This is a genomic window from Streptococcus mitis (genome assembly GCF_002096835.1).
Classification (GTDB): domain Bacteria; phylum Bacillota; class Bacilli; order Lactobacillales; family Streptococcaceae; genus Streptococcus; species Streptococcus mitis_W.
On the sequence record NZ_NCVG01000022.1, the window covers coordinates 75,867 to 88,750 of the forward strand.

Genomic DNA, 12,884 nt, shown 5'->3' on the forward strand with positions numbered 1-12,884 from the left:
AAAAGGAGCCTAGAATGAAAGTCTTTCAGCATGTAAATATCGTGACTTGTGATCAAGATTTCCATGTTTATCTGAATGGAATCTTAGCTGTTAAGGATTCTCAAATCGTCTATGTTGGTCAAGAGAAGTCAGAGATTTTAGAGCAAGCTGAGCAGATTATAGACTATCAGGGAGCCTGGATTATGCCTGGTTTGGTCAATTGTCACACCCATTCTGCTATGACAGGCTTGCGAGGGATTCGAGATGATAGCAATCTCCATGAATGGCTCAATGACTATATCTGGCCTGCAGAAGCAGGATTTACTCCCGACATGACTACAAGAGCGGTTAAAGAAGCTATGATAGAGATGCTCCAGTCGGGGACAACAACCTTCAACGATATGTATAATCCCAATGGTGTGGATATTGAACGGATTTATCAAGAAGTGAAAGTTTCCAAGATGCGTTGTTATTTCTCACCGACCCTTTTTTCTTCTGAGGCAGAGACAACTGCTGAGACTATTGCTAGAACACGAGCCATCATCGAGGAAATTTTAGGATATGAAAATCCAAATTTCAAGGTTATGGTAGCCCCACATTCTCCCTATAGCTGTAGTAGAGACTTGCTGGCAGAAAGCTTGGATATGGCAAAAGAGTTGAATATTCCTATCCATATTCATGTTGCGGAGACCAAGGAGGAGTCAGGAATTATCCTGAAACGATACGGCAAACGCCCCCTCGCTTTTCTAGAAGAACTGGGTTACTTAGAGCATCCGTCTGTCTTTGCTCACGGGGTCGAATTAAACGAGCGAGAAATTGAACGCTTGGCAACTTCTCAAGTGGCTATTGCCCACAATCCTATCAGTAATCTCAAACTGGCCTCAGGAATTGCTCCAATTATCCAGCTGCAAAAAGCGGGAGTAGCAGTTGGAATTGCGACAGACTCGGTTGCTTCCAATAACAATCTTGATATGTTTGAGGAAGGACGGACAGCAGTGCTACTACAGAAAATGAAGAGCGGAGATGCCAGTCAATTCCCAATTGAAACAGCTCTCAAGGCTCTGACAATCGAAGGGGCTAAGGTCCTAGGGATGGAAAATCAGATAGGAAGTCTGGAAGTTGGCAAGCAAGCAGATTTTCTGGTCATTCGACCTCAAGGAAAAATCCATCTCCAACCCCAAGAAAATATGCTTTCTCACCTTGTCTATGCTGTCAAATCCAGTGATGTTGATGATGTCTATATTGCCGGAGAACAAGTTGTCAGGCAAGGTCAAGTCCTGACAGTAGAACTGTAAAAGAAAAATCACGAAAAATTTTAAAAAAAGTTTGCAAAAATCTTGCATTCTTTTTTTGACTATGCTATACTTATATACGGTTTGAAAAAACTGCCTAAGACAGTAGGGGAGCTCGACTCATAAGTATCCTACCGAGGACAAAACGTATCATATAAAAAGAAGCGTATTGTACTTTCGTGTCTAGGTTTGGGCGCGTTTTTCTTTTGAAAAATTTCCCCAAGCAAAATAATAACGGAGGTGAACACACTAATGAGTGAAGCAATTATTGCTAAAAAAGCGGAACTAGTTGACGTAGTAGCTGAAAAAATGAAAGCTGCTGCATCTATCGTCGTTGTAGACGCTCGTGGTTTGACAGTTGAGCAAGATACAGTTCTTCGTCGTGAGCTTCGTGGAAGCGAAGTTGAGTATAAAGTTATTAAAAACTCAATCTTGCGTCGTGCAGCTGAAAAAGCTGGTCTTGAAGAACTTGCATCAGTATTTGTTGGACCATCTGCAGTAGCATTTTCTAACGAAGATGTTATCGCACCAGCGAAAATCTTGAACGACTTTTCTAAAAACGCTGAAGCACTTGAAATCAAAGGTGGTGCAATCGAAGGCGCTGTCGCATCTAAAGAAGAGATTCTTGCACTTGCAACTCTTCCAAACCGCGAAGGACTTCTTTCTATGCTCCTTTCTGTACTTCAAGCGCCAGTGCGCAACGTTGCTCTTGCAGTCAAAGCGGTTGCAGAAAGCAAAGAAGACGCAGCTTAATCTTAAGCTACGCAGCGTAGCCTAGCTACGAAAATCTATTATACATTTAAAAACATATTTGGAGGAAATAACAATGGCATTGAACATTGAAAACATTATTGCTGAAATTAAAGAAGCTTCAATCCTTGAATTGAACGACCTTGTAAAAGCTATCGAAGAAGAATTTGGTGTAACTGCAGCTGCTCCTGTAGCTGTTGCTGCAGCTGGTGCTGCTGACGCTGGTGCTGCTAAAGATTCATTCGACGTTGAATTGACATCTGCAGGCGACAAAAAAGTTGGCGTTATCAAAGTTGTACGTGAAATCACTGGTCTTGGACTTAAAGAAGCTAAAGAACTTGTTGACGGTGCACCAGCACTTGTTAAAGAAGGCGTTGCAACTGCAGAAGCTGAAGAAATCAAAGCTAAATTGGAAGAAGCTGGAGCTTCAGTTACTCTTAAATAATAGAGCGACTACATTAGTAGCTTAAAAATATGATTAAACCGCTATTCTTAGGAGTAGCGGTTTTTCTTTTTGTTGGCTAGTGGGTAAAAAAGGGAAAGGAAACTTTAAAAGTGAGGAGAGTTAGATTGAAAGAATCATATTGGTAAATCGAAATGATGGATATTTGTATCATGTCATAAATCGTTATCAAACGATAATATTGATTTTCTTACAAATTAAGAGTATAATTTATAAAAATGAGTGCTCACTCAATTTTTGTGAAATTAAGGAGTAAAGAAAATGGTTGTTGAAGCAATAGAGTACAGTCGTTTCGGTAACGAAGAGGTCTTGGATTTGCTGCAGATAGACTCTACAGCCTTGTATGTAAATCAAGTGAGAGTAGAAGTTCATGCTGTTGGTTTAAATCCTATTGATTATAAAACTTTTGAGGGAGCGAAACCCCTTCGATTTCTATCTTTTATAACGAAATTAAGGAAACCAAGTCGTTGGTTTGAATCCAAATCATCTCTATTTCCAAGAGGTGTGGGGAGAGATTTTTCTGGAGTTATTACAGAAGTTGGAAATGAAGTAACTAGGTTTTCAGTAGGAGATAAGGTGTTTGGAACAATGATTAGCGATCCTGGTTTGGGAACTAAGAGGGGAGCTTTAGCAACAGAAATTTGTGTCAATGAATCGGAAATTGTATTCAAACCAGAGATGATCGACATGACTCACGCAGCTACTATGGGAGTAGCTGCTCTAACTGTGGGTGGGGCTTTTAGAAGAATCGGTTTAAATTCAAGAGATACTGTTGTTATTTCAGCTGCAGCAGGAGGTATTGGAAGTATTGCAGTACAGTATGCAGTTGCTAAGGGGGCGACAGTGATTGGAATAGCAAGTAAGAAAAATGCAGAGTATCTGAAGTCTTTAGGTGCCATACCAGTAAGTTACGAAGAGAATATAAAGAAGGCTCTTCTATCAGCTAGTCCAACGCCTATTACAAAATTTTTGGATTGTTATGGATCTGATTATGTTAGATTGGCTTTTAGTTTAGACTTGAAAGGGACAGCTATTGGGACATTAGTACCTTCGCCCTATGTTATGATAAAAGGTGCTCAGTTTACTGGTCCGAGACATTCCACATATGATGATTTTAGCACTTTAGCTGAAATGGTCTCAGACGGGAAGGTTCAGCTGAAAATTGATCAAGTGTATGACTTTTCTCTAAAGTCAGTTAGAGAAGCCTATCGTAGTCTGAAAATGGGACACAGTCGAGGCAAAAAAGTCGTAAAAGTAAGAGAGTAGAAGAGAGGTGCTAGCGATGGAAAGTTTAGAACAAAAGTATGCTCAGACATTAGAAGTTAGCAACTTGAGCTTGAAACAACGTCGAGTATTATTATCAAGCTTAAAATTATTCTCAGAAATTGGATTTGAGAATACAACGTCCAGCCTTATTGCCGAACGAGCTGGAGTGTCAGAAGGAACTGTTTTTAGTTACTTTAAAACAAAGGAAGGTATTTTAGAAGCCATTTTATCTACTTTTTTAGAACAGGTTATTCCAGAAGTAATTGCGGATTTCTCAGAAAAAAAATTCACAGTAGATCAAGAAACTTTTCCCTTCTTTTTAAAAAGTATTGTTCGAGATAGGCTCTTTTTCATTCAGGAGAATCAAATGCATGTTAAAATTCTCTTGGGGCGTTCTTTTATTGATAAAAATCTTTCTATCCAGTTAGGAAATATTATTGTTCAATCTATAATAGAACCAATTAGCCCTGTTTTAAATCAATTTAAAGAAGAAGGACTTATTCTAAATTGGTCAAATGAAAGAATTGTTCGATACATTTTAGCATTGAGTTTTTCTTATCTTATTCCCATGATGTTGAATGATGAAGGAACTATAAACATAGATGAAGCAGTTGATGAGATTGTTGAATGTTTGTCGTCTGCCCTAATGAAAGTAAAATAAATTCGGATGTTAAAACTCACTGTTAATGGTGAGTTTTTTGGATTCAACATAAAAATCCCCAATCGAAGCGATTGAGGATTAAGCAAATGAATCTTAAACAATACCTTGTGCAATCATAGCATTTGCTACATTTTCAAAGGCAGCAATGTTTGCTCCTGCAAGGTAGTTTTTATCAAGACCGTATGTTTCTGAAGTTGTTTTAGCTGTGTTGAAGATGTTTGTCATGATATCTTTGAGACGTCCATCAACTTCTTCACGAGTCCATGAGAGGCGAAGGCTGTTTTGGCTCATTTCAAGGGCTGAAACGGCTACACCACCAGCATTGGCAGCTTTGGCAGGTCCGTAGAAGATACCATTTTCTTTGTAAACTTTGATGGCATCAAGGTCGCTTGGCATGTTGGCACCTTCAGATACACAGATAACGCCTTGAGCTACTAAACGTTTAGCTGCTTCACCATTGATTTCGTTTTGAGTAGCACATGGAAGCGCAATGTCATAGTTTCCAGCGTAAGTCCATACAGAACCTTCATGATAAGTAGCAGTTGCTTTCTCAGCTGCATACTCAGTCAAACGAGCGCGACGTTTTTCTTTAACATCAACCAAAAGATCGAAGTCGATACCATTTTCATCGATGACGTAACCATTTGAGTCAGATACAGAGATAACAGTTGCACCAAGTTCAGTTGCTTTTTGAAGAGCGTATTGAGCAACGTTACCAGAACCTGAAATAACAACTTTCTTACCAGCAAAGCTGTTACCGTTAGCTTTGAGCATTTCTTCAGTGTAGTAAACCAAACCGTAACCAGTTGCTTCTGGACGAATCAAGCTACCACCAAATCCAAGAGGTTTACCAGTCAAGACACCAGCATCAAATTGGTTAAGGCGTTTGTATTGACCGTAAAGGTAACCAATCTCACGTCCACCAACACCGATATCACCAGCAGGTACGTCAAGTGATGGGCCGATGTATTTTTGCAATTCAGTCATGAAGCTTTGGCAGAAGCGCATCACTTCAGCATCTGTTTTACCTTTAGGATCGAAGTCTGATCCACCTTTACCTCCACCAATAGGAAGTCCAGTCAAGACGTTTTTAAAGATTTGTTCAAATCCGAGGAATTTCAAAATCCCTTGGTTTACAGTTGGGTGGAAACGAAGTCCGCCTTTGTATGGTCCAACAGCTGAGTTGAATTGAACACGGTAACCACGGTTTACTTGAACTTTTCCATCACGGTCAACCCAAGGAACACGGAAAGAAATCACGCGCTCTGGTTCAGTAATACGTGCCAAGATATTTTCTTCGATATACTCAGGGTGTTTTTCAAATACAGGTTCTAAAGTGTTGAAAAATTCTTCAACAGCTTGGAGGAATTCAGCCTCGTGCCCGTTACGAGCTTTCACAGTTTCAAACACGCTTTGGATATATTCTTTAGCAGATGTCATATCGTTCTCCTTAAATTCTAATTTAATTATGTGTGTCATTATAGCAGAATTTTTTTTGGCTGTAAAGAGAAAAACAAAAATTTTCTAAAAATTCATTCAATTTAGTTTTTCATATTTTTTGAAAGTAGATAAAAAACGAACGTTTTTCTTATAAATGATTTTATTAAAGAGAAAATCTGAAAATATGGTATAATATTAGCAATAAAAGGAATCCGGAGGATCAGAATCATGGTATCAACGAAAACGCAAATTGCTGGTTTTGAGTTTGATAATTGTTTGATGAATGCAGCAGGTGTGGCTTGTATGACGATAGAGGAGCTAGAAGGGGTTAAAAATTCAGCGGCAGGAACCTTTGTCACTAAGACAGCGACCTTGGACTTCCGTCAGGGGAATCCTGAGCCACGCTATCAAGATGTTCCACTTGGTTCCATCAACTCTATGGGCTTGCCAAATAATGGCTTAGACTATTATTTGGACTATCTTTTGGATTTGCAGGAAAAAGAGCCGAACGGAACTTTCTTCCTATCTCTAGTCGGCATGTCTCCAGAGGAAACCCATACTATCTTGAAAAAAGTCCAAGAGAGTGATTTTCGTGGTCTGACTGAGCTAAACCTCTCTTGTCCAAATGTTCCAGGAAAACCTCAGATTGCCTATGATTTTGAGACAACAGACCGGATTTTGGCAGAAGTGTTTGACTACTTTACAAAACCTCTTGGAATTAAATTGCCACCATATTTTGACATTGTTCACTTTGACCAAGCGGCAGCTATTTTCAATAAGTATCCGCTCAAGTTTGTCAACTGCGTCAACTCTATCGGAAACGGCCTTTATATAGAAGATGAGTCTGTCGTTATTCGTCCTAAAAATGGTTTCGGTGGCATTGGTGGTGAGTATATCAAACCGACTGCTCTAGCTAATGTTCATGCCTTCTACCAACGTCTCAATCCTCAAATCCAAATCATCGGAACAGGTGGCGTGTTGACTGGTCGTGATGCCTTTGAACATATCCTCTGTGGAGTAAGTATGGTGCAGGTGGGAACCACCCTTCACAAAGAAGGAGTTGGTGCTTTTGATCGTATTACCAATGAACTGAAAGCAATCATGGCAGAAAAAGGATACGAAAGCCTAGAAGATTTTCGTGGGAAATTGCGCTATATTGATTAAACTCATTAAAAAATCAGAAGAAAGGAGAGAAGATGCTAGCCATTGAAGAAAGTCAGAAGTTGACTTTATCAAATTTACTGAGCCTGAGCCTTTTTACAGGGGCAGATCAGGGTCAGTTTGAAGTTATGAAGAGTCAAGTATTGAAACAGATTGGTTATGATTCTGCCGACCTCAACTTTGCCTACTTTGATATGAAAGAAGTAGTATACAAGGATGTGGAACTGGAGTTGGTCAGCCTTCCTTTCTTTGCGGATGAGAAAATCGTGATATTAGATCATTTTGTCGATATTACAACTGCTAAAAAACGCTTTTTGACAGATGATGAACTCAAGTCGTTTGAGGAATACCTTGACAATCCTTCCCCAACAACCAAGTTGATAATCTTTGCGGAAGGAAAACTGGATAGCAAAAGACGGTTGGTTAAATTACTGAAGCGTGATGCCAAGGTTTTTGATGCAGTAGAAGCCAAAGAACAAGAACTGCGCCAGTATTTCCAAAAGTGGAGTCAGAAACAAGGCCTGCAGTTTACTAATAATTCTTTTGAAAATCTCCTCATCAAGTCGGGTTTTCAATTTAGCGAAATCCAGAAAAATCTCCATTTTTTACAGTCCTATAAGGAAGATTCTGTTATCGAGGAAGAGGATATTGTCAACGCTATTCCCAAGACCTTACAGGACAATATTTTTGATTTAACTCAGTTTATTCTGACTAAAAAGATGGACCAGGCGCGCGACTTGGTTAGAGACTTGACCTTGCAAGGTGAAGATGAAATCAAACTGATTGCAGTCATGCTAGGACAATTTCGGACTTTTACTCAGGTGAAGATTTTGGCGGAGTCTGGGCAAACAGAAGCGCAGATTGCAAGTAGTTTAGGTAGTTATCTAGGACGCACCCCGAATCCCTATCAAATCAAGTTTGCGCTGAGGGATTCACGAAGACTTTCCTTGAGCTTTTTGAAGCAAGCTATTTCCTATTTAATTGAGACAGACTATCAGATTAAGACAGGTCTTTATGAAAAAGGTTTCCTTTTTGAAAAGGCACTCCTGCAGATTGCTAGTCAAGTAAATTGAAATTATTTTTGAAACTACAACCCGCGTCAGTATTATCTTGTCGTGGGTTTCTTGCTGATTTGCTTGTTTTATACTCAATGGAAATCAAAGAGCAAACTAGGAAACTAGACGCAGGTTGCTCAAAGTACTGCTTTGAGGTTGTAGATAAGACTGACGAAGTCAGTCACATATATAGTCCAAGGCGACGTTGACGCGGTTTGAAGAGATTTTCGAAGAGTATTATTCGAAAGTATGTCAGTGATTTCCTCATCTATAAGCAAAAAACTTGAAAAAAGTGAATGTTTACGTTATCATTTTCATATAGAAAGAAAAAGAGGTATTACAGATGGCTATTATCTTACCAGATCTTCCATATGCATACGACGCTTTGGAACCATACATCGATGCGGAAACAATGCACTTGCACCATGACAAACACCATCAAACTTATGTCAACAATGCTAATGCAGCTCTTGAAAAACACCCTGAAATCGGTGAAGATCTTGAAGCCTTGCTTGCTGATGTAGAATCTATCCCAGCTGATATCCGTCAAGCACTTATCAACAACGGTGGTGGACACTTGAACCACGCTCTTTTCTGGGAATTGATGACTCCTGAGAAAACAGCTCCTTCAGCAGAACTTGCAGCAGCAATCGATGCAACATTTGGTTCATTTGAAGAATTCCAAGCAGCCTTCACTGCAGCAGCAACAACTCGTTTTGGTTCTGGCTGGGCATGGTTGGTTGTCAACAAAGAAGGGAAACTTGAAGTGACTTCAACAGCAAACCAAGACACACCAATCTCAGAAGGTAAAAAACCAATCTTGGGCTTGGACGTTTGGGAACATGCTTACTACGTGAAATACCGCAACGTGCGTCCTGACTACATCAAAGCTTTCTTCTCAGTAATCAACTGGAACAAAGTAGATGAATTGTACGCAGCCGCTAAATAATGGTATATGGAGGGAAGAATGGTTCTTCTCTTTTTTAGGTTATATGATTCGAGTCTGACAAAATCGTCAGACTTTTTTCATTTTTATGAGAAACGTGCTAACTGCTAGAAATTATGGTAGAATAAAGTATTAAGTAATCGTGGAAAAAGGATATCTATGCGAAAAGAAATTGCACCTGAATTATACAACTATAACAAGTTTCCTGGTCCTGAGTTCCATTTACACGGGGACAAGGTTGAAACGGAAGGGATAGCTTTTTCCTTGGTGGAAAATATCAAGGATGCCTTTGATGTGACGGCTTTTAATCAGCGTTTTTCAGAAGTCTTAACCAAGTTTGATTATATAGTGGGAGACTGGAGCAACGAACAGCTTCGCCTACGAGGTTTTTATAAGGATAATCGAACAGAAGAAAAACTTGAAAAAATCAGTCGTTTACAAGACTACCTTTTAGAGTATTGTAGTTATGGTTGTGCCTATTTTGTTTTAGAAAATGAAGCTCCTAAGCGAGCATCATTTGACAAGAAAATGCGTAAGAAGGAAGAAGAACAGCCTTCTAGAAAAGGAAAGAAACCGACTCAAACCAAACGAAAACCGAATGCAGATAAGAAAAATAGACGTCGTCAGAAAGACCAGCATTCTCAGAAAGAGGACAAGGGGCAACGTCATTTTGTCATTCGTCAGAAGTGAGTAGGAATAAGGAGAAGAAATGAAACCGTCAATTTATAGTTTAACACGTCAAACCATGCAGGAATGGGTTTTGAAGCAGGGAGAAAAGAAATTCCGTGCAGATCAAATCTGGGAATGGCTTTACCGTAAACGTGTCCAGTCATTTGAAGAGATGACCAACCTTTCCAAGGATTTGATTGCTAAGCTTAATGACCAGTTTGTGGTCAATCCCTTGAAACAACGTATCGTTCAAGAGTCTGCTGATGGGACAGTTAAATATCTTTTTGAATTGCCAGATGGAATGCTGATTGAGACAGTACTCATGCGTCAACACTACGGTTTATCTGTCTGTGTGACCACTCAGGTCGGCTGTAATATCGGTTGTACCTTCTGTGCCTCTGGTTTGATTAAGAAACAACGTGACCTCAATAACGGTGAAATCGTAGCGCAAATCATGCTGGTTCAGAAATACCTTGATGAGCGTGGTCAGGATGAACGCGTCAGCCATATCGTTGTCATGGGAATCGGTGAGCCCTTTGATAACTATAACAATGTCTTGAATTTCGTCCGTACTATCAACGATGACAAGGGAATGGCCATCGGTGCTCGTCACATCACGGTTTCAACCTCAGGTTTGGCCCATAAAATTCGTGATTTTGCTAATGAAGGTGTTCAGGTCAATCTTGCCGTTTCCCTTCACGCACCTAACAATGAGTTGCGTTCAAGCATCATGAAGATTAACCGTGCCTTTCCAATTGAAAAACTCTTTGCAGCGATTGAGTACTACATTGAGACAACTAATCGTCGTGTGACTTTTGAATATATCATGCTTAATGAAGTTAATGACGGTGTAGAACAAGCCTTGGAATTGGCTGAATTGCTCAAGAACATCAAGAAATTGTCTTATGTAAACTTAATTCCTTATAACCCAGTTAGTGAGCATGACCAATATAGCCGTAGTCCTAAAGAGCGCGTCCTGGCCTTCTATGATACGCTTAAGAAAAAAGGTGTTAACTGTGTTGTTCGTCAAGAGCATGGTACTGATATTGATGCAGCTTGTGGACAATTGCGTTCCAATACAATGAAACGTGACCGCCAGAAAGCAGTCGCAGCAGTCAATCCTTAATGATGAAGAAGACTTATAATCATATTTTGGTCTGGGGAGTCATTTTCTATAGCATTTGCATTGTCTATTTTTGCTTTACTCCTCAAGAACAATCTCCCGTGGGAGTGGAAACTCCAGGTATTCAGCATCTTGGACGCCTGGTTTTTCTTTTGACTCCTTTCAATTCTCTCTGGAAACTGGGTGAAGTGAGTGACATAGGACAATTATGTTGGCTTTTTCTACAAAATATCCTCAATGTCTTCTTGCTTTTTCCTCTGATTTTCCAACTCCTTTATCTCCTTCCAAACTTGCGTAAGACAAGAAAAGTGATCTTTTTCAGTCTTCTTCTAAGCCTAGGAATCGAGTGTACGCAGTTGGTCTTAGATTTTTTCTTTGATTTTAATCGCGTCTTTGAGGTTGATGATTTGTGGACCAATACCTTGGGTGGCTATATCGCTTGGCTCATCTATAAACGATTACATAAAAACAAGATAAGGAATTAAAATGAGTATTTTAGAAGTTAAAAATCTGAGTCACGGTTTTGGTGACCGTGCAATTTTTGAAGATGTGTCCTTCCGCCTCCTTAAGGGAGAACATATCGGTCTGGTCGGTGCTAATGGTGAAGGAAAATCAACCTTTATGAGCATTGTGACTGGTAAGATGTTGCCAGATGAAGGGAAGGTTGAGTGGTCCAAATATGTGACTGCTGGATACTTAGACCAACATTCTGTCTTGGAAGAAGGACAGTCGGTGCGTGATGTTCTCCGTACAGCCTTTGATGAGCTGTTCAAAGCAGAAGCTCGTATCAATGACCTTTATATGGAAATGGCTGAAGATGGAGCGGATGTTGATGCTCTCATGGAAGAAGTGGGAGAACTTCAAGACCGTCTGGAGAGTCGTGATTTCTATACCTTGGATGCTAAGATTGATGAAGTAGCGCGCGCCCTTGGTGTCATGGACTTTGGCATGGATACGGATGTAACTTCTTTGTCAGGTGGGCAAAGAACCAAGGTGCTTTTGGCTAAACTTCTCCTTGAAAAGCCTGATATCTTGCTTTTGGACGAGCCGACCAACTACTTGGATGCCGAGCATATTGACTGGCTCAAACGCTATCTCCAAAACTATGAGAATGCCTTTGTCCTTATTTCACACGATATTCCATTCCTAAACGACGTTATCAATATCGTCTATCATGTAGAAAATCAACAGCTGACGCGTTACTCTGGTGACTACTACCAGTTCCAAGAAGTCTATGCCATGAAGAAATCTCAGCTAGAGGCTGCTTATGAACGTCAGCAAAAGGAGATTGCGGACCTCAAAGACTTTGTCGCTCGAAACAAAGCGCGTGTTGCAACACGAAATATGGCCATGTCTCGTCAGAAGAAATTGGATAAGATGGATATTATCGAGTTGCAAAGTGAGAAACCAAAGCCATCCTTTGATTTCAAACCGGCCCGTACACCAGGGCGCTTTATCTTTCAAGCCAAGGATTTGCAAATTGGTTACGACCGTCCTCTGACCAAGCCCTTAAACCTAACCTTTGAGCGCAATCAAAAGGTTGCTATTATCGGGGCAAATGGTATCGGGAAAACAACTCTCTTGAAGTCTCTCTTAGGAATTATCCCACCTATTGCTGGGGAAGTGGAGCGTGGAGATTATTTAGAACTTGGTTACTTTGAGCAGGAAGTAGAAGGTGGCAATCGTCAAACACCACTAGAGGCTGTCTGGAATGCCTTTCCAGCTCTCAACCAAGCAGAAGTTCGTGCAGCCCTTGCTCGTTGTGGTTTGACAACTAAACACATCGAAAGTCAAATTCAGGTTTTGTCAGGTGGGGAACAAGCCAAGGTTCGTTTCTGTCTCTTGATGAATCGTGAAAACAATGTTTTAGTACTGGACGAGCCGACCAACCATTTGGATGTGGATGCCAAGGATGAACTCAAACGTGCTCTCAAAGAATACAAGGGATCTATTCTTATGGTCTGCCACGAGCCAGACTTTTATGAAGGCTGGATGGACCAAATATGGGATTTTAATAATTTAACTTAAAAATGAGGACAAAAGAAATACAGTATCGAATGTGGATACTGTATTTTTTGG

General features: G+C 40.2%; 13 protein-coding genes and 1 other annotated feature. Of the genes, 12 read left to right on the plus strand and 1 reads right to left on the minus strand.

The annotated features are described in order from the left end of the window. Window positions 1–14 precede the first annotated feature (14 nt). The 5 genes from B7699_RS05695 to B7699_RS05720 all read left to right on the plus strand — a co-directional run bounded on the left by B7699_RS05695 (window position 15) and on the right by B7699_RS05720 (window position 4,411). Window positions 15–1,274, plus strand: coding sequence for a TRZ/ATZ family protein (locus tag B7699_RS05695; RefSeq protein WP_084927413.1), 1,260 nt, complete (start codon window positions 15–17; stop codon window positions 1,272–1,274). A gap of 75 nt (window positions 1,275–1,349) precedes the next feature. Beyond that, window positions 1,350–1,485, plus strand: a sequence feature (ribosomal protein L10 leader region). A gap of 38 nt (window positions 1,486–1,523) precedes the next feature. Next, window positions 1,524–2,024 carry a 50S ribosomal protein L10 gene (rplJ, locus tag B7699_RS05705; RefSeq protein WP_054380833.1) on the plus strand — a complete coding sequence of 167 codons (501 nt, stop codon included), beginning with the start codon at window positions 1,524–1,526 and terminating at the stop codon, window positions 2,022–2,024. Between the two features lie 73 nt (window positions 2,025–2,097). Next, window positions 2,098–2,466: a 50S ribosomal protein L7/L12 gene (gene rplL, locus B7699_RS05710; RefSeq protein WP_001196965.1), complete on the plus strand. Its 369-nt coding sequence runs from the start codon at window positions 2,098–2,100 to the stop codon at window positions 2,464–2,466. Between the two features lie 279 nt (window positions 2,467–2,745). Beyond that, window positions 2,746–3,750: an NADP-dependent oxidoreductase gene (locus tag B7699_RS05715; RefSeq protein WP_084927414.1), complete on the plus strand. Its 1,005-nt coding sequence runs from the start codon at window positions 2,746–2,748 to the stop codon at window positions 3,748–3,750. A gap of 16 nt (window positions 3,751–3,766) precedes the next feature. Beyond that, window positions 3,767–4,411, plus strand: coding sequence for a TetR/AcrR family transcriptional regulator (locus B7699_RS05720; protein WP_084927415.1), 645 nt, complete (start codon window positions 3,767–3,769; stop codon window positions 4,409–4,411). Window positions 4,412–4,504: 93 nt separating this feature from the next. Here the strand turns inward: B7699_RS05720 and gdhA are convergent, their stop codons facing one another. Then, window positions 4,505–5,851, minus strand: a complete 1,347-nt coding sequence (gene gdhA / locus B7699_RS05725; protein ID WP_084927416.1) for an NADP-specific glutamate dehydrogenase — start codon at window positions 5,849–5,851, stop codon at window positions 4,505–4,507. A 228-nt stretch (window positions 5,852–6,079) separates the two neighbouring features. On the opposite strand from gdhA, the gene B7699_RS05730 reads away from it, so the two are divergent. From B7699_RS05730 to B7699_RS05760, 7 genes are all read left to right on the plus strand, one after another. After that, complete coding sequence (locus B7699_RS05730; protein ID WP_084927417.1) at window positions 6,080–7,015, plus strand: dihydroorotate oxidase; 936 nt, start codon at window positions 6,080–6,082, stop codon at window positions 7,013–7,015. A 32-nt stretch (window positions 7,016–7,047) separates the two neighbouring features. Beyond that, window positions 7,048–8,085, plus strand: coding sequence for a DNA polymerase III subunit delta (holA, locus tag B7699_RS05735; protein ID WP_084927418.1), 1,038 nt, complete (start codon window positions 7,048–7,050; stop codon window positions 8,083–8,085). Window positions 8,086–8,410: 325 nt separating this feature from the next. Then, a complete protein-coding gene (sodA, locus tag B7699_RS05740) occupies window positions 8,411–9,016 on the plus strand; it encodes a superoxide dismutase SodA (protein WP_000974733.1) in 606 nt (201 codons plus the stop codon). Between the two features lie 156 nt (window positions 9,017–9,172). Next, on the plus strand, window positions 9,173–9,703 hold the full coding sequence (locus B7699_RS05745) for a YutD family protein (RefSeq protein WP_070842581.1): 531 nt from the start codon (window positions 9,173–9,175) through the stop codon (window positions 9,701–9,703). 19 nt (window positions 9,704–9,722) lie between these two features. Further along, complete coding sequence (gene rlmN, locus B7699_RS05750; protein ID WP_084927419.1) at window positions 9,723–10,808, plus strand: dual-specificity RNA methyltransferase RlmN; 1,086 nt, start codon at window positions 9,723–9,725, stop codon at window positions 10,806–10,808. Then, window positions 10,808–11,290 carry a VanZ family protein gene (locus tag B7699_RS05755; protein WP_084927420.1) on the plus strand — a complete coding sequence of 161 codons (483 nt, stop codon included), beginning with the start codon at window positions 10,808–10,810 and terminating at the stop codon, window positions 11,288–11,290. The genes rlmN and B7699_RS05755 overlap by 1 nt, the downstream gene beginning before the upstream one ends. Before the next feature lies 1 nt (window position 11,291). Beyond that, complete coding sequence (locus tag B7699_RS05760; RefSeq protein ID WP_000025406.1) at window positions 11,292–12,833, plus strand: ABC-F family ATP-binding cassette domain-containing protein; 1,542 nt, start codon at window positions 11,292–11,294, stop codon at window positions 12,831–12,833. Window positions 12,834–12,884: the final 51 nt, after the last annotated feature.